The organism is Bradyrhizobium sp. TM233 (assembly GCF_036247965.1).
GTDB lineage: Bacteria > Pseudomonadota > Alphaproteobacteria > Rhizobiales > Xanthobacteraceae > Bradyrhizobium > Bradyrhizobium ottawaense.
Genome location: NZ_BTIG01000009.1, coordinates 63,796 through 81,312, shown reverse-complemented (window position 1 = coordinate 81,312; position 17,517 = coordinate 63,796). Strand labels below are relative to the sequence as shown.

At 64.7% G+C, this 17,517-nt stretch carries 15 protein-coding genes; 7 read left to right on the top strand and 8 right to left on the bottom strand.

From position 1 onward, the window contains the following. The first annotated feature begins 77 nt into the window (after positions 1–77). Genes tcuA through tcuB form a run of 3 tightly spaced genes read left to right on the top strand, consistent with a single transcriptional unit; the run spans position 78 to position 3,625 of the window. A complete protein-coding gene (gene tcuA, locus AABA86_RS21185) occupies positions 78–1,469 on the top strand; it encodes an FAD-dependent tricarballylate dehydrogenase TcuA (RefSeq protein WP_338308274.1) in 1,392 nt (463 codons plus the stop codon). A 22-nt stretch (positions 1,470–1,491) separates the two neighbouring features. Beyond that, entirely contained in the window at positions 1,492–2,520 is a 1,029-nt protein-coding gene (locus AABA86_RS21180; RefSeq protein ID WP_338308272.1) for an esterase, read from the top strand. Between the two features lie 4 nt (positions 2,521–2,524). Then, the gene (gene tcuB / locus AABA86_RS21175) at positions 2,525–3,625 is read left to right on the top strand and encodes a tricarballylate utilization 4Fe-4S protein TcuB (RefSeq protein ID WP_338308270.1); all 1,101 of its coding nucleotides are present in this window, start codon (positions 2,525–2,527) and stop codon (positions 3,623–3,625) included. Positions 3,626–3,629: 4 nt separating this feature from the next. Here the strand turns inward: tcuB and AABA86_RS21170 are convergent, their stop codons facing one another. The 3 genes from AABA86_RS21170 to AABA86_RS21160 all read right to left on the bottom strand — a co-directional run bounded on the left by AABA86_RS21170 (position 3,630) and on the right by AABA86_RS21160 (position 8,307). Then, complete coding sequence (locus AABA86_RS21170; RefSeq protein WP_338308268.1) at positions 3,630–4,298, bottom strand: alpha/beta hydrolase family protein; 669 nt, start codon at positions 4,296–4,298, stop codon at positions 3,630–3,632. Between the two features lie 5 nt (positions 4,299–4,303). Further along, positions 4,304–7,708: an acyl-[ACP]--phospholipid O-acyltransferase gene (locus AABA86_RS21165; protein ID WP_338308267.1), complete on the bottom strand. Its 3,405-nt coding sequence runs from the start codon at positions 7,706–7,708 to the stop codon at positions 4,304–4,306. 332 nt (positions 7,709–8,040) lie between these two features. Further along, a complete protein-coding gene (locus tag AABA86_RS21160; protein WP_338308388.1) occupies positions 8,041–8,307 on the bottom strand; it encodes a hypothetical protein in 267 nt (88 codons plus the stop codon). 51 nt (positions 8,308–8,358) lie between these two features. Here AABA86_RS21160 and AABA86_RS21155 point away from each other — a divergent pair, with 51 nt between their 5' ends. Next, the gene (locus AABA86_RS21155; RefSeq protein ID WP_212251248.1) at positions 8,359–8,979 is read left to right on the top strand and encodes a TetR/AcrR family transcriptional regulator; all 621 of its coding nucleotides are present in this window, start codon (positions 8,359–8,361) and stop codon (positions 8,977–8,979) included. Between the two features lie 12 nt (positions 8,980–8,991). Here the strand turns inward: AABA86_RS21155 and AABA86_RS21150 are convergent, their stop codons facing one another. The 3 genes from AABA86_RS21150 to AABA86_RS21140 form a co-directional block, all read right to left on the bottom strand. Then, the gene (locus AABA86_RS21150; RefSeq protein WP_338308266.1) at positions 8,992–10,299 is read right to left on the bottom strand and encodes a GGDEF domain-containing protein; all 1,308 of its coding nucleotides are present in this window, start codon (positions 10,297–10,299) and stop codon (positions 8,992–8,994) included. 248 nt (positions 10,300–10,547) lie between these two features. Continuing rightward, positions 10,548–11,852: a nicotinate phosphoribosyltransferase gene (pncB, locus tag AABA86_RS21145; RefSeq protein WP_338308264.1), complete on the bottom strand. Its 1,305-nt coding sequence runs from the start codon at positions 11,850–11,852 to the stop codon at positions 10,548–10,550. 79 nt (positions 11,853–11,931) lie between these two features. Then, a complete protein-coding gene (locus AABA86_RS21140) occupies positions 11,932–12,852 on the bottom strand; it encodes a LysR family transcriptional regulator (protein WP_338308263.1) in 921 nt (306 codons plus the stop codon). Between the two features lie 100 nt (positions 12,853–12,952). Between AABA86_RS21140 and pcaH the strand changes: the two genes are divergently transcribed. Together pcaH and pcaG are read left to right on the top strand one after the other, a co-directional pair. Beyond that, a complete protein-coding gene (pcaH, locus tag AABA86_RS21135; RefSeq protein WP_338308262.1) occupies positions 12,953–13,741 on the top strand; it encodes a protocatechuate 3,4-dioxygenase subunit beta in 789 nt (262 codons plus the stop codon). Between the two features lie 3 nt (positions 13,742–13,744). Next, positions 13,745–14,371 (top strand): protocatechuate 3,4-dioxygenase subunit alpha, encoded by a 627-nt coding sequence (pcaG, locus tag AABA86_RS21130; protein ID WP_212251159.1) that lies wholly within the window; start codon positions 13,745–13,747, stop codon positions 14,369–14,371. A gap of 24 nt (positions 14,372–14,395) precedes the next feature. Here the strand turns inward: pcaG and AABA86_RS21125 are convergent, their stop codons facing one another. Beyond that, positions 14,396–15,007: a LabA-like NYN domain-containing protein gene (locus AABA86_RS21125; protein WP_212251161.1), complete on the bottom strand. Its 612-nt coding sequence runs from the start codon at positions 15,005–15,007 to the stop codon at positions 14,396–14,398. Positions 15,008–15,361: 354 nt separating this feature from the next. Beyond that, positions 15,362–16,267, bottom strand: a complete 906-nt coding sequence (locus AABA86_RS21120) for a helix-turn-helix domain-containing protein (RefSeq protein WP_338308259.1) — start codon at positions 16,265–16,267, stop codon at positions 15,362–15,364. A gap of 50 nt (positions 16,268–16,317) precedes the next feature. On the opposite strand from AABA86_RS21120, the gene pobA reads away from it, so the two are divergent. Then, positions 16,318–17,490, top strand: a complete 1,173-nt coding sequence (gene pobA, locus AABA86_RS21115; RefSeq protein ID WP_212251165.1) for a 4-hydroxybenzoate 3-monooxygenase — start codon at positions 16,318–16,320, stop codon at positions 17,488–17,490. Positions 17,491–17,517 lie beyond the last annotated feature (27 nt).

The following is a 17,517-nucleotide window of genomic DNA, read 5'->3' as shown; positions in this document are numbered from 1 at the left end:
GTACGCAATGGTGGTGCCGGTTGACCGGGGCCGCCGGCGGATAGAATGTCTCAACTTCGTCGCATCGGGCGGACGGCATGAGCAGCAAGTACGACGTGCTGGTGATCGGCGGCGGCAACGCGGCGCTGTGCGCGGCGATCGCGGCGCGGCGCCTCGGTGCCTCGGTGCTGGTGCTCGAAGGCGCGCCGAAATTCTATCGCGGCGGCAATACCCGCCACACCCGCAACATGCGTTGCGCTCACGATGCGGCCACCGAAATACTGACCGGCCCTTATACCGAAGAGGAGTTCTGGGAAGACCTGCTGCGCGTCACCGGCGGGCAGACCGACGAGGTGCTCGCGCGCCACATGATCCGCGAGTCCAAGGACATCCTGAACTGGATCGTGGAGCAGGGCGTGCGCTGGCAGCCCTCGCTCGGCGGCACGCTGAGCCTCGGCCGCACCAATTCCTTCTTCCTCGGCGGCGGCCGCGCGATGCTGAATGCGCTCTATCTCACTGCCGAGCGCCTCGGCGTCGACGTCGAATACGACGCCGAAGTCACCGACCTCGTGATGGAGGACGCCATGTTCCTCGCCGCGCGCCTGAAGCGGCCGATCAGGGGCGAGACCGAGATCCGCGCGACCTCGCTGGTCGCCGCCGCCGGAGGGTTCGAGGCCAACATCGACTGGCTCAAGCAATATTGGGGTGAGGCGGCCGACAATTTCCTGATCCGCGGCACGCCCTATAATCGCGGCTCGATCCTGAAGATGCTGCTCGACAAGGGCGTGCAGGAGGTCGGCGACCCCACGCAGTGCCACGCGGTCGCGATCGACGCCCGTGCGCCGAAATTCGACGGCGGCATCATCACCCGCCACGACTCCGTGGTGTTCGGCATCGTCGTGAACAAGCACGCGCAACGTTTCTACGACGAGGGCGAGGATATCTGGCCGAAGCGCTACGCCATTTGGGGCCGGCTGGTCGCGGCGCAGCCCGACCAGATCGCCTACATCATCTTCGACTCGACCGTCGTCACGAGCTTCATGCCGACGCTGTTTCCGCCGATCGCTGGACAGACGGTGGCCGAGCTCGCCGGCAAGCTGGAGCTCGACCCGGCCGCGCTGGAAAAGACCGTCACCGAATTCAACGCCGCGGTGCGGCCCGGCACCTTTGATCACACCATTCTGGACGACTGCCGCACTGAGGGTATCACGCCGCAGAAGACCCACTGGGCGCGCAAGATCGAGACGCCGCCTTATCTCGCTTACCCAGTGCGGCCCGGCATCACCTTCACCTATCTCGGCACGCGCGTGACCAAGGAGGCGCGGATGTTGATGGCTGACGGCAAGCCGTCGGCTAACATGTTCGCGGCGGGCGAGATCATGGCCGGTAACGTGCTCGGCAAGGGCTATGCCGCCGGCATGGGCATGACCATCGGTAGCGTGTTCGGGCGGATCGCGGGACGGGAAGCGGCACGGCATGCGAAGAACTAAAGAAAAGGCTCTGGGAGGAACCATGTCGCGCATTGCCATTGCTTCGATCACGGCGCTGTTGACCGTCGGCCACGCCCACGCCGCCGAGCCGATCACCCTGCGCGACATGGGCTCGTTCCACGTCGGCGGGCGGCTGGTCGAGATCTCCGGCAAGCCGGTGAAGGAGGTCGTGTTCACGCCCGGCGGCGTGCCGGCCAAGGTCGATCCCAACGGCACCTATCAGGTCGAGCAGATGTACGTGCAATATTTCCTGCCGGCCAACGAGAAGGGAGCTTATCCGCTGCTGATGTGGCACGGCGGCGGACTGACCGGCGTCACCTACGAGACCACGCCCGACGGCCGCGAAGGCTGGCTGAACTATTTTCTGCGCAAGGGATGGGCAGTCTACAATTCCGACGCGGTGGAGCGCGGACGCGCCGGCTGGGCGCAATACCCAGACATCTTCAAGAGCGAGCCGGTCTTCCTGACCACGGCCAATCCGTTCGAGCGTTTTCGCATTGGCGATGGACCAAACTCATACGATCCCGATCCCGCCAAGCGGAAGCTGCTGCCGGGCAGCCAGTTTCCGGTCGAAGGCTATGGGAATTTCGTCAAGCAGAACGTGCCGCGCTGGACCACGACGGATGACGCGATCATCGCCGCCTATATCGCCGAAATCGATCGCGTCGGCCCCTCGGTGGTCCTGTTCCACAGCCAGGCCGGCAGCTTCGGCTTCAAGGTCGCGCAGGCCCGGCCTGACAAGGTCAAGGCGTTGATTGCGATCGAGCCGGCCGGTATCGGCGATGCCGCCAAAGCGGATGTGCTGAAGAACATCCCGACCCTCATCATCTATGGCGACTATATCGAGCGCGATTCGCGCTGGCCCAAGATCCGCGCCAACGGCGTTGCCTTTGCGGACGCGATCAAGGCGGCCGGGGGCAGCGTTGACGTCGTCGACCTTCCCCAGGCCGGCATCAAAGGCAATTCGCATATGGTGATGATGGACAAGAACAACCTCGAGGTCGCCGGCCTGATCCAGAAATGGCTCGAGGGAAAAGGTCTGACGAAGTAAAGCCATGCACGGAACCAGAATTTTGGACGAAGCCGACCGTCTGATGACGGTCTGCAATTCCTGCCGCTATTGTGAGGGTCTTTGCGCGGTATTTCCGGCGATGGAAATGCGCCGCGCCTTCTCGGACGGCGACTTGAATTATCTCGCCAATCTCTGCCATTCATGCGGCGCCTGTTACGTCGACTGCCAGTTCTCGCCGCCGCACGAGTTCAACGTCAACGTTCCCAGAACGCTTGCGGTCGCGCGGGCGGAGTCCTATGCCGCCTATGCCTGGCCGGGCGCGCTGTCCGGCGCTTTCGCCCGCAACGGTCTCGTCATCAGCATCGTCGCGGCGCTCAGCATGGCGGCCTTCATCCTCGGCTTTGCCGCCTTGAACGACCGCAGCGTGCTGTTTGGCGTGCACAGCGGTCCCGGCGCGTTCTACAGGCTGATGCCGCATAGCGCGATGGCAGCGCTGTTCAGTGCTGCGTTCCTGCTTGCGATCCTGGCGCTCGTCATGAGCGTACGCGCGTTCTGGCGCGACATCGGCACGCCGATGGACGGCCGGGCCGATGGCGGCTCGATCTTTCAGGCGATCCGTGATGCCGGCGAATTGCGCTATCTCCATGGCGGCGGCGTCGGTTGCTACAACGAGGACGACAAGCCGACCGACCGGCGCAAGCTGTATCACCACCTGACCTTCTACGGCTTCCTGCTGTGCTTCGCCGCCACCTCGGTTGCCACGCTGTATCACTATCTGCTCGGCCGCGAGGCGCCGTATCCGTGGTGGGACCTGCCCGTGGTGCTGGGCACGCTCGGCGGCATCGGTCTGATCATCGGCCCGGTCGGTCTGTTCATGGCCAGGATGCGACGCGATCCGGCGCTGCTCGACGAGAGCCGCTACGGCATGGATGTCGGCTTCATCGCCATGCTGTTCCTGACCGGCCTCACCGGCATGCTGCTTCTGGTCCTGCGGGAGACCGCCGCGATGGGGCCGCTGCTGGCGCTGCATCTCGGCGCGGTATTCGCGCTGTTCGTCACCATGCCCTACGGCAAGTTCGTGCACGGCATCTATCGTTTCGCGGCGCTGGTGCGCTATGCGCAGGAGCGGCGGACGGCAGCGTGACCCGTTACCTCGGCTGAAAGCGGCCCTCGCGCAGGAAGGCGATGGTCTGCGCGATCGCGGCGGCGTGGCGCGGAAGCCCGGTATGCGACGTCTTCACAACGATATGGTCGGCCATACCGGCCAGCAACGCGCTCTGCACCGACACCCGCCCGTCGTTCGGCTTCGGTAGAACGAAGAGACCGGCGACAGGATCGACGAAGCGGCTACCCGCGATTACGCCGACAGGATAGTCCAGACTGGGCAAGGCGTCCGGCCGAAGCTCAGTCGTGAGCTCGAGCCCGGCGGGGCCGTAGAGTGCGCGATAGAGGCGAGATCCGCTCAGGAGATCGGCGACTTCGCTGCCGCCGTTCGGCGTGCCCAGCATCACGACGCTGCCAAGCCGGGCCGGCCGGTGTTTTGCAACATAGGCGCGCGCCACAAGGCCGCCCATCGAATGCGCAACGAAATGCAGCGGCGCGTCACGCTCGGCGAAGCGGCTGATCGCCGGATGGAGATCGTCCGCAAGCGCTACGATCGGCTTCTTGCGGCTGGGATAGTCGATGTTGAGCGTTGCGAAGCCGGCCGCACGGAGCGCCCGCTCGAGCTTTGTCAGGGATGCCGAGGTTCGCGCGATGCCGTGAAGCAGAACCACTCCCGGGCATCGCGCGTCGCCTGATCGAGGCGCCTCGTGCATTTGTGTTACGCCACCTCGCGCTCCGGCGCAGACGCCTGCTCGCGGGCCATCGTCGTTGCGGTGACGTAGTCGGTCTTGCCGGTGCCGAGCAGCGGCACCTTGTCGACCACCATGATCGCCGCGGGAACGGTCAGCTCGGATGCGCCGATCGCCTTGGCCTGGCCCTGCATTGCGCTGCGCTCGGCGGTCTTCTCCGTCGTCAGCAGCACGATGCGCTCGCCCTTGCGCGGATCGGGGATCGAGACGGCGACCGATGCGGCTTGCGGCCACAACGTCGCGGCGATGCTCTCGACTGCCGACAGCGACACCATTTCGCCGGCAATCTTGGCAAAGCGCTTGGCGCGTCCCTTGATGGTGATGAAGCCGGCCGCGTCGATCGCGACGATGTCGCCGGTGTCGTGCCAGCCTTCGGGAAGCCTTTCGAGCACGCCGGGATTTTCGGCCCGCAAGTAACCGAGCATCACGTTCGGGCCGCGCACCGAGAGCCGTCCACCTTCCTCGATGCCGGGGACCGGGTCGAGACGGCTTTCCATCAGCGGCGAGAGACGGCCGACGGTGCCGGGACGGTTGGCCATCGGCGTGTTCATCGCCAGCACCGGCGCAGTCTCGGTGACGCCATAACCTTCGAGGATGCGAATGCCGTAGCGCTCCATGAACACCTGCCGCGTGCGGTCCTTGACTGCCTCGGCGCCGGCGATCACGAGCCGCAGGGTGCGGAAGTCGTAGGCGTGTGCCGAACGCGCATAGCCGGTGAGGAACGTATCGGTGCCGAACAGGATCGTCGCGCCGGTCTGGTAGATCAGCTCCGGCACGATCCGGTAGTGCAGCGGCGAGGGATACATGTAGATCGGAATGCCCGCGAGCATCGGCATCATCATCCCACCTGTGAGTCCAAAGGAGTGGAACACCGGCAGCACGTTGAACACCTTGTCATTGGCGTTGGCATCGACCCGCGCCAGCGCCTGCGCCGCGTTGGCGAGGATGTTGCGGTGGGACAGCACCACGCCCTTGGGCGTGCCTTCCGAGCCCGACGTGAACAGCACCACGGCGGGGTCGCCGGCCTGGCGGACGACGCGCGGCGTGGTGCCGGCGAGCAGGCCCTTGATCTTGTCGGCCGTGCCGATCGAGGCGCGGACGTCTTCGAGATAAACGACCCGGGCCTCCGCGGAGATCGCAGCCATCAGCTTGTCGAGCTTGCCCTTCTCAATGAAGGCCTTCGAGGTCAGCACGGTCTTGACCTCTGCGGCCTTCATGGCGGCGAGGACGTTGACGGGGCCGGCCGAGAAGTTGAGCATCGCCGGCACCCGGCCGATGTTCTGCAGCGCCATGAAGACCACGGCGACGCCCGCGGAATTCGGCAGCAGCACGCCGACATTCTCGCCGACGGCCGTGCCGGCCTCCAGCTTCCGGCTCAGGACCTGTGCGCCGAGGATCAGCTTGCGATAGGTCAGCTTGGTACCGAGCGCGTCCTCGATGATGACCTTGCCGGTGTCGCGATCGCGATAGGCGTGTCCGAGCGCCTCGAACAGCGAGTGATCGAGCATGGCGTTCTTGACGAGGGCGTCGATCATCACGTCCTGAAGGGCGGCGCCGGCGGCATTGCGGCGTGCCTTGCCCTTCAGCGCCGGGTCGACCGGAAGCTTGACCGGCGGCAGGATGGTGACCGTCACCCGCGGGAACCACGAGCGCTTGATCTGGCTGGAGTTGAGATAGCTGAGATGCGAGCGCTGCGCGCCTTCGATGCGAACGGGCACGACCACGGCGTCGGCCTTGTCCGCGATCATCGCGGTGCCGTCATAGACCTTCATCAGCGAGCCGGAGACGGTGATGCGTCCTTCGGGGAAGATCACCACCGGTTCGCCGGCGGCGACCAGCTTGATCAGGTCGCGCGCGGCCAGCGGCTTGGTCGGGTCCATGGTGTAGTGCTTGACGACGCGCAGGAACGGCTTGGCCCACCAGGCCTTGGCGATGCCGGTGTCGACCGCGAAGCTCGCGTCGATCGGCAGCACGGCGTGCAGCAGCGGACCGTCGATCAGGCTGACATGGTTCGGTGCGATCAGCATCCGCGTGCCCGGAGGCGGCAGGTTTTCGAGCCCGCGGATCTCGGTGCGGAAGAGAGCACGGAACAAGAGGCCGCCGAAGTCGCGCACGCCTTCCTTGCCCCACTTGGTCAGCACGAACCACACCGCGCCGAAGCTGGCGACGCCGAGCCCGAAGAAGATCCAGCCGATATGGAGGCCAGCCGCCTGCAATAGCGCGACGAACAGCGAGCCGACCACCATGAAGGCGGCCTGCAGCACGTTGCCGGCGGCGATGATCCGGGCGCGCTCGGATGGTGCCGACCAGGCCTGGACCGCGGCAAAGGAGGGAACGACGAACAGGCCGCCGCCGAATGCGAAGGCGACGAAGTCGACCAGCATGCGCAGGCCCGCGAACGAGGTCGCGAAACCGGCCGCGGTGATGTCCTGACCCTTGGCGGTCACGCCGATGGCCCAGGCGAGATCGAGGCCGGCAAACCCCATGATGATGGCGCCGATCGGCACCAGCGCGAGGTTGGGCCGAACGTGGCTGAGGCTCGCGGCGAACAGCGAACCAATGGCGATGCCGATTGCGAAGATCGCAAGGCATAGCGTCACCACGCCCTCGGTGCCGCCGACGACTTCCTTGACCAGCGCCGGCAGCAGCGACAGCACGATCGCGCCGACCAGCCAGAACCAGGAAACGATCACGGTGCCGTCCCACAGCCGGTGGTCGGCATGCAACGTCCTAAGCAGGCTCACCGTCGAGGTCCAGGGATTGGCGTCGACAGGCAGATCGGGCGCCGACGGCGTCGTCTGCGGAATGCGGGAGGCGAAGGCCCAGGACAGCAGGGCCAGCACGACCACGGCCGATGCGACCCAGCCCATATGCGCGGATCCCGCCACGAACTGGCCGCCGGCGACGGTGCCGAGCAGGATCGCCATGAAGGTCGCGCCTTCGACCAGCGCGTTGCCGGTCGCAAGCTCACCGAGCTCGAGCTGATCCGGCAGCATGGAATATTTCACGGGTCCGAACAGCGCGGCGATGATGCCGAACAGGGCGAGCGCTGCGAACAGCAGGGGCACCGAGTGCAGAAAGAAGCCGGCGGCGGCAAAGGCCGCGGCGAAGATCTCGGCGAATTTGAGCCGCCTTGCGACGACGGATTTGACGTATTTGTCGGCGAGCTGGCCGCCGAGCCCGGACAGGATGAAATAGGGGAAGATGAAGACGGCGCCTGCCACCGTCACCAGCGCATCGCCGTGGCCGGTTGCGGCACTGTAAAGCAGGATGATGACGAGTGCGTTCTTGAGCACGTTGTCATTGAGCGCCGAGAAGAATTGCGCCCAGAACAGCGGCGCGAAACGGCGTGACGACATCAATTCCCTGATCATGACTAGTCCTGTTTTGGAAAGGCAGAATGAGGTTCGTTACGTTGTCTTTGAAGCGTCACGACCGGAAGGGGAGGGGACGAACGATTGCGGGCGCTGATCGCCGGCCTGCCTTGTCCCCTCGATCCCTCTGATCCTGTTGGTCTCCAAGCGGTGTCGTTAGGTTCGCAAATATCTGGGCGCGCCTTACCCGGTATGCGCCGAGCGATGAGGAAAAGCTGAACCGCATCACTGAAGTCTGGCGAGATCGGCCGCGAACGTCGGGACATGGTGAGTCCTTCCTTGCAACCAGTTCTTGCATTCGAGCCGACCCGCGTGTGCAGGTCGCGTGCGCCTCAGGTGAGATGGGCGAGGTGACGAAAGGGCGAGAGGCGGCGGAGCAGGCTGAATCGGCGGCCCTCTTGACGGGCGCGCGCGCGGCTCGCCTGCCACATCCGGAAAGTCGCCCGGCGTTCTGCCAGCACGCCGGCAATGTCGCAGGCATTGGCGATGCGATCGATCGGCGTCATGGCGAACCGGAGAACGGCCCGGCCAAAGCCGGTCACGAGGGCTGCGGCGTCATCGACGAAGGTGGTGGCAATATCAACAGCGAGGGTTTGCATTTTGGTCGTCTCCAGGTTAAATTGAACAATGTTCACATGAGTAGCTTTAAAATGAACAATGTTCAAGAAGAATCGCTGCGGGATCAGAAAAAAAATCGGCGGCGGCTCCAGATCCTGGAGATCGCCCGCGGTATCATCGCATCTAAGGGATTGAGATCGTTGAAGGTTCGGGATGTTGCCGAGGCCGCCGGCTGCTCTGTCGGCAGCGTCTATAACGAGTTCGGCGACTTCGACGGGGTGATCCTAACCGTCAATCGGGAGACCGTTCAGGCCCTCACGGCCCGGCTTCGCGGGGTTCCGGCCGATCACCCCGTGCGCCAGCTCTATGGGCTCGCCGAGACCTATCTGGAATTCTTCGCGGAGCACGCCAATCTGCTGCGCTCGCTGTTCGAGCATCGGATGGAGGACGACCGTCCTTATCCCGACGACATCCTGCAGATGGTGATGGATGCTTTCGCGCTGATGCACCCACCCCTGGTCCGGCTGCTACCGGATGCGGATGACGTGAAGATCGCGCTGTTGTCGCGCACCTTGTTTTCTGCCGTGCACGGCATCATCTCGCTCGGTCTCGAGGAGCGGATGGTGGCCGTGCCGCCCCAGATGCTGCGTCAGCAGGTCGAGCAATTCCTCGATGCGCATCTGGTGGGTCTCGGGATCGTGCCGCCGCGGTGACGGCGGAGAGCGTCAGGCCCGCGCGGCCTCGCGCGGCCGGGCCGCAACGACGACGACATCAGGTCTTCCGCCGTCGACCTGAACGCGGTTGCGTCCCTTTTCCTTGGCGCGATAGCAGGCGGCATCCGCGCGCCGCATTGCGCCTTCGAGCGTGGTGTTGGCGTCGGCGATGCAGGTGACGCCGATGCTGGCGGACACCGCAAAGCAGCGATCGTCCCAGGCGAAGTTGAACAGCTCGAGCGATCGCCGCAGCCGTTCGGCGATGTCGACTGTGTTCGCGGGTGAGCACTGCGGCAGGATCAGGCCGAATTCGTCGCCGCCGAGCCGGGCTACCAGGTCATGCGGTTGCCGGTCCTGTTGCAGGAGGCGCGACACCTGGCAGAGCAGGCGGTCGCCGGCAAGGTGCCCGCAGCTGTCATTGACGTTCTTGAACTGGTCGAGGTCGAGCAGGATCAGGCCCAGCGAACCCGCCGCGGCAACGTCCAGTTCGCTTTGCAGGCGCGCCTCGAAGGCGCGGCGGTTGGACAGGCCGGTCAGCCAGTCGTGCGATGCCTGCCACGCCAGGCGTTCCTTCTCGGCATGCAGGGCATCTTCGAAGGCCTGCCGCTGCAGCACCAATCGCCTGGTGTGCCAGATCAGGAGCAGGATCAGCGTCACGGCGGTGACGATGTTGATGCCGGTCAGCGTCAGCTTGATGGCGCGGGAGCCTTCGCCAAGCACAGTGGAGAACCGGTTGGCATGCACCGTGAACTGGGCGTTGAGCTCGGAGAGCCGCGAAGACAGGAATTGCAGCCGGCTTGCGTCTTGAACAGGACCGTTCTCCAACTCGGACCGGATGACTTCGCCGAAGACGCTCAGCTCTAGCAGCATGGGGTCGGTGGCGGCCCACTCGCGGATCGCTTCCTGAAGGAAACTGACGCGATTGAAGTAGCGAAACAGCCAGATCAATCCCGCGACGTCATCGGGATGGTTGCCGCCTTGCAGGAAGCCGATGCGGGCGGCCTCGACGTCGATCGGATCGCGCTCGAGCGCCCAGCGCGCGAACTCGTCACCGATGGGAACGGCAAGCGAGGCCTGGTATTGCGTGAACTGGCTGGCTTCGCCCGAATGCAGGTAGAGATTGAGGAAATAGACGGCGTTCTTCTGCGAGCGCGACCACATCGCTTCGCCCGCGACATAGGCGCGGACCGACGACATCACCTCGAGACTGAATCCCGCGATCGTCGCCTGGAGCACGACGACCATCACGAAAGGCGAGACGAGCTTGATGACATGAAGGAAGCTGTGTCCCTTCGTCGACGTCGCTGTTCTGCGAAACACCCTGCGTTCCCCAAATCGCGCAATGACCCCCAGCGGAGCGCTGCGCCTGCAACGCGAAGTAGAGAATATGGTTGCTTAACTCGGGCTGAAAGGCGCGGGAGACCGCATCGCAGGGTGAAGGCGCTGTGAAGCCGATATGCGCAGATCGCTTCAAATGCAGGCAAATCGGAAAAGGCGCGGTATCGACGAAGCAATGCCTCGCATTCGTCGTGCGCGGTTTACCCGATGGAGAGAATCTCGTCGCGCCGTTAGACCAGCACGGGCTTGCGGACGCGGCCGGCGTCGCCGAACACGCGTAGATAGCGCTCAATCTCCGAGGGCATGCCGGTCGCCTTCTCCGGATTGTCGGAGAGCTTGACGGCCGGATGGCCGTCGACCGACGACACCTTGCAGACCAGCGAGATCGGATCGAGGTTGAACGAGCCGTCCGGCGGGCAGCCGACGAAGTCGTTGGTGAGGTTGGTGCCCCAGCCGAAGGAGAGCCGCACCCGGCCGGCGAAGTGGTGATAGGTCTCCTCGATCGAGCCGACATCCATGGCATCGGAAAAGACGAGCAGCTTGTCCTTGGGATTGCGACCCTTCTTTTCCCACCAGGCGACGATCTCCTCGCCGGCCTGGATCGGCGGCGCGCTGTCGGGCCGGAAGCCGGTCCAGTCCGCGACCCATTCCGGCGCATCGCGCAGGAAGGCCTTGGTGCCGAAGGCGTCGGGCAGCGCGATCAGCAAATTGCCGCCATAGGTCTGGCGCCACTGGTCGAGAATGCGATAGGGCGCCCAGCGCAATTCCTCGTCGTCCCTGGCGAGTGCGGCTGCGACCATCGGCAGCTCATGCGCGTTGGTGCCGATGGCTTCGAGATCATTGTCCATCGCGAGCAGCACGTTGGAGGTGCCGATGAAGGACGGGCCCAGGCCTTCCTTCACCGCCTCCACGCACCAGCGCTGCCAGAGGAAGCCGTGACGGCGGCGGGTGCCGAAGTCGGACAGGCGCAGATTCTCCAGCTTGCGCAGCCGCTCCACCTTGGTCCACAGCTTGGCCTTGGCGCGGGCATAGAGCACGTCGAGCTCGAAGCGGCCGCGGCCCTTCATCGCCGCGCGGGAGCGCAGCTCGTTGAGGATCGCGAGCGCCGGAATCTCCCACATCGTGGTGTGGGTCCAGGGCCCGTGGAAATGCAATTCGTACTGGCCCTCGACCTTGCGCAGCTCATACTCGGGGAGGCGGAATTCGGCCAGCCAGCGGATGAAGTCCGCCGAGAACATGTGGGTCTTGCCGTAGAAGGTGTTACCGGCCAGCCAGATCAGCTCCTTCTTGGTGAAGCGGATGGTGCGGGCATGGTCGAGCTGGGCGCGCAGCTCGCCCTCGTCGATGATCTCGGCGAGCCGCACATGGCGCGAGCGGTTGATGACCGAGAAGGTCACCTGCTGCGTCGGGTAGGACTCCCGAATCATTTGCAACATCAATAGCTTGTAGAAGTCGGTATCAAGCAGGCTGCGGATGATGGGGTCCAGCCGCCAGCTGTGATTGTAGGTTCGGCTCGCAATATCGGTCACTGTCATGGGGGGATTTTAGCGCGACGGCCCGCGCGCAACCAGTGGGTTTGGCGAGGGGTGGTCTTCCGAAAGGCGGTAACGGCGATCAGGCCTTGGCAGCCGTCGCTGCGACCGTCTCGAGCTGGCTCCTGACCCAACGATGAGCCGGATCTTTCTGATAGCGCTGGTGCCAGACCATGAACATCGGCAGCTCGGCCAGCGTCTGCGTGCGGGACGCCAGCGGTATGCGCGTTTGCGCGAAGCCGCGCATGACCCCGGATGCGAGCAGGCTCGGCATGCTCGCCAGCATCTGCGAGCCGCGCAGGAACGACGGCACGCCGGAAAAGCTCGGCACCGAGATCGCGATGTCGCGGTGAAGACCGTTGGCCGCCAGCCGGCGGTCGAAGTCGAGCCGCTCATTGTCGGTATAGACGACGGTGATGTGGCGCGCGGCGAGATAGGCGCTACGGCTGGCCGGCGCGGTGCGTGCCTTCCCATCGAAGTAACAGACGTAATGGTCCTGGAGCAGGCGCTTCTGCACGATGTCGATGCCGGACGGCGGCAGCGGCGTGATCAGGAGATCGCAGCGGTTCTCGCGCAGCATCGCGGGCGAGGGCGACTGCGAGGGGATCACGCGCAGGTTCAGGCTCTTCACCTGGCCGGCGACATGTTCGAAGAATCGGGGCAGCAGCAGATCGCGCTGGAAGTCATTGGCGGCGACCGTCAGCGAGAGCTGCGCGCGTGGCGGCTCGAAGCTGACGCCGCCGGCAAAGCTCCGCATCTCGTCGATCAGTGCGCGCGCCTTCGCGGCCAATCCTTGCGCATGCGCGGTTGCGACGATGCCACGGCCGGATTTGGCGAACAGCGGATCGCCCGCGATCCGCCGCAGCTTGTTCAGGGCGTGGCTGACGGCGGACTGCGTCAGGCCGAGCCGCGTCGCGGCCGCCGTGACCGAGCCTTCCTCCAGCACGGCGAGGAACAGTTCGAGGGCGTGGCCGTCGAGGGCCAAATGATCGATTTCTTTCATGCAATATATTATAATCGATCTATTTATCTGTGGAATAGACCGGCCCATGATCTCCCGATAAGCCGCGCGTCCGGACCCGGGCGCCCCAGGGAGAGACACGATGAATGCCCAGGCGCCAGTCTTGCGGGATCCCCGCCTCAACCGCCCCGAGCCCTTGACGCCGCCGCTCGGCGACGGGGGCTTCTTTCAGCGGGATCGTTCGATTCATCCGCCGGCGTATGCGCCGGGCTACAAATCCTCGGTGCTGCGCTCGCCGCGCCAGTCGCTGCTGTCGCTGGAGGGTTCGGTCTCGGAGATCACGGGGCCGGTGTTCGGCCACAACGATCTCGGGCCGCTCGACAATGATCTGATCCGCAACTACGCCAAGGACGGCGATCCCGTCGGCGAGCGCATCATCGTCCACGGCCGCGTGCTGGACGAGACCGGCCGGGGCGTTCCGAACACGCTGGTCGAGTTCTGGCAGGCCAATGCCGGCGGTCGCTACCGGCACAAGAAGGACACCTATCTGGCGCCGATCGATCCGAATTTCGGCGGCTGCGGCCGCGCGCTGACCGACGACACCGGCTACTATTATTTCCGCACCGTGAAGCCGGGGCCCTATCCCTGGCGCAACTACGTCAACAGCTGGCGTCCCGCCCACATCCATTTCTCCGTGTTCGGTTCGGGCTTTGCGCAGCGGCTGATCACGCAGATGTATTTCGAGGGCGATCCCCTGATCCCGGTCTGTCCGATCCTGACGACGATTCCGGACAAGGATGCGCTCGACCGTCTCGTGGCGCCGCTCGATCTCAACGCCTCGACGCCGTTCGACTCGCTGGCCTACCGCTTCGACATCGTCCTGCGCGGCCAGCGCTCCACCTATTTTGAAAACCGCACCGCGGGGAACTGAGCCATGCCGCAGCCGCTCAACTATCTCAAGGAAACCGCCTCGCAGACGGCCGGGCCTTACGTCCATATCGGCTTGATCCCCGCGATGGCCGGCTTCGACATCTTCGAGAAGAACTTCTCGAATGTCCTGACAACGCCGAATACGGAAGGCGAGCGCATCACGCTGGAAGGCAAGGTGCTCGACGGCACCGGTACGCCGCTGCGCGACGTGCTGCTGGAGATCTGGCAAGCCAACGCGGCCGGTCGCTACAACCACCCGGCCGACCGCTCGGCCGGCGCGCTGGAGCAGGAGTTTCGCGGCTGGGGCCGCGCCGGCTCCGACTTCGAGAGCGGTCTCGTCACCTTCGAGACCATCAAGCCGGGCGCGATCACCGACAAGGCCGGCCGGACATGCGCGCCGCACATCAATGTCTGGATCGTCGCGCGCGGCATCAACATCGGTCTCAACACGCGGCTTTATTTCTCGGATGATGAGGCCGCCAACGCCGCCGACCCCGTGCTCAACCTGATCGAACAGCCGGCCCGGCGCTCGACGCTGATCGCAAAGCGCAGCGAGCGCGCCGGCAAGGTCGTGTATTCCTTCACGATCAATCTGCAGGGGCCGGAGGAGACGGTGTTCTTCGACGTGTGAGGATCCGGACGCCGTCCGGCAGGATCACCCCACCGGATCGCCGCGATTGATCGCTCCGCGCGCGAGGAATTGCGGTGACTGACGCATTTCGCGCGATCCCGGCCGGTCGGCCGGATCGCGCCCCACTTTCTGTCTCAGTTCTGCCAGGTCAATGAATATGTCGGCCTGTCGGCGCAGGTCGTCGGCGACCATGGGTGGCTGAGTGGAGAGCGTGGAGACGACCGTCACGCGGACGCCGCGGCGTTGCAGGGCTTCCACCAGCGAACGAAAATCCCCGTCGCCCGAGAACAGCACGATCTGATCGACGTGCTTGGCGAGCTCCATCGCGCTTACGGCGAGTTCGACATCCATGCTGCCCTTCACCTTGCGGCGGCCCGTGGTGGCGTCGACGAACTCCTTGGTGAGCTTGGTGACGACGGTGTAGCCGTTATAGCCGAGCCAATCGATCAACGGGCGGATCGACGAATACTCCTGATCCTCGATGACGGTCGTGTAGTAGAAGGCCCGCAACAGCACGCCCCGGCTTTGGAATTCGCCGAGCAGACGCCTGTAATCGATGTCGATGCCGAGCGCCTTGGAGGTGGCATGGAAATTGGAGCCGTCGATAAAGAGTGCGATCTTCTCAATCGAAGACATTGTGTTCAAATCTCCAGTTCCACACCAAAGCTGGCCGATCAGCTGTCAGGGTACGGTATGTCGGCCGGAAAATACTGAAGGCGCCGATGGCTTGCTAAAAAAAAGCGGCGCAGACGACCGGACAGGGGGTGGCCGTCTTGCGCCAAGGTCAAGGAGGTCGATGCCACCAGCGCCAGGGCGCCGAACGCAGTCACGCTAAGGCGCGAGTACGCCCTGCTCAATTGTACGGAGGTAAGGAGCTTCTATTCAAAGGATAGGACCCGATATACGAAGGTAAGTGGTCGCGCCGGCAACAAAGGCCATTGCGGCAAAACAGCCTTCAACCATGGGCGCGCTCAGTCTTCGTCCGACGTGTCAGCCTTCATCGCCATGCAGCTGCGCGCGAAAGGCGCGCGGTGAGACCCCGGTGGCTGCGGTGTAGACCCGGCTGAAATAGGCGGGGTCCTCGAAGCCGAGCGCGTAGGCGATCGTGGAGACCGGCAGATTGGTGTAGACGAGGTTGCGCCGCGCCTCGCGGATCAGCCGGTTGAGGATGAGGTGCGAGGCGGTATCACCAGTCGCCGCCCGTGTGATCCGGTTGAGATGTGTCGGCGTTACCGCCAGCGCCTCGGCATAGTCCGCGACGCTCCAGCGTTCCAGGTGATGCTGCTCCAGCAGCGCCTCGAAGCGGCGGAACAGGCTGGATTCGACCGTGCCGTTGCCGCCGCTTTCGCTCGTGAGCGCGCGGGCCACCAGCCCGATCATGGCCGCCGACAACGCCCGCAGCACATGCGCGCGGCCGAAATCGCGCGCGGCATGTTCGGCGAAGATCTGCTTCATGGTGGTGCGGATCTGCGGCGTTCCGCGCACCACGGCTGAGCGGGCCAGCGCGCTGCGCAGGCCCTCGGCGGCGAGCAGCGCCTCGTCGAGAATTTCCGCGGCGATGGTCAGCACCCAGCCTTGGGTATCGGGCACGAAGCGGAAGCCGTGGACGTGGCCGACCGGCACGTTGACGATCTGCATCGGCTTCAGCTGCACCACGCGCCCGTCAAGCGTTGCCTCGCCGCCGCCGCGCTCGATCAGCAGCACCTGGTGCAGCCGGGCATGGCGGTGCACCGCCAGGGTCCAGTCGTGCAGCACCGAGCGGGACGCGATGGTCTCGCAATGCACGACGTCAGGCAGATCGCCGGACTCGCCGAACAAATTGTAGACCCGGATGGTCGGGGCGGGGACCGCGGTGATCATGTTCGAATAGTACAAGACAAAGACGAAACCCTCCATCGGTTTGCGACATTGAATCTGCAAAAAAGTGCAGACGGGAGGACGCAAAAATGAAAGTTCAGGTCTGTATCATCGGCGGCGGGCCGTCCGGGCTGCTGTTGTCCCAGCTGCTGCACCTGAAGGGGATCGACGCGGTCGTGCTGGAGAAATACAGCCGCGACCATGTGCTCGCCCGCATCCGCGCCGGCGTGCTCGAGCATGGCTTCGCCGAGTTGATGCGCGAGGCCCAGTGCGGCGAACGGATGGACCGCGAAGGCGAGATCCATACCGGTTTCGAAATTGCCCATGACGGCGTGCTGTCCAAGATCGATCTGCACAAGCATTCCGGCGGCAGTTCGGTGCTGGTCTACGGCCAGACCGAGCTGACGCGCGATCTGTATGAGGCGCGGGACCGCCTCGGCGGCAAGGTCGTCCACAATGCGCAGGACGTGACGCCGCATGATCTGACCTCGGACCGGCCCTACGTGACCTATCGATCGAACGGCGAGACTATCCGCGTCGATTGCGACTACGTCGTCGGCGCAGACGGTTTTCACGGCGTCAGCCGCAAGTCGATCCCGAAGGACGTGCTGCGCGAATATGAGAAGGTTTATCCGTTCGGCTGGCTGGGGGTGCTGTCGCGCACGAAGCCGGTGTCGCCCGAGCTGATCTATGTGAAGCACGAGCGCGGCTTTGCGCTCTGTTCGCTGCGCTCGCAGGTGCTGAGCCGCTACTACATCCAGGTGCCGCTGACCGACAAGGTCGAGGATTGGAGCGATGATGCGTTCTGGGCCGAGCTGAAGCGCCGCCTGCCGGGAGAGGTCGCCGGCAACCTGATCACGGGGCCGTCGATCGAGAAGAGCATCGCGCCGCTGCGCAGCTTCGTTGCCGAGCCGATGAGCTATGGCCGGCTGTTCCTCGCCGGCGATGCCGCTCACATCGTGCCGCCGACAGGGGCGCGCGGGCTGAACAGCGCCGCTTCCGACATCTACTATCTCTATCACGCCTTGCTCGCGCATTATCAAAGCGGTGATGATTCCGGCCTCAAGGGCTACTCCGCCAAGGCACTGGCGCGGATCTGGAAGGCGCAGCGCTTCTCCTGGTGGATGACGATGCTCTTGCACCGCTTCCCGGATCGCCTCGAATACGAGGACCGGCTTCAGCAGACGGAATTGGACTACCTGCTCTCGTCCGAGACGGCGCAGCGCCTGCTCGCGGAGAATTACGTGGGACTGCCGTTCTAGGCAGTCGCCACTTTCACCCTCGCTCCT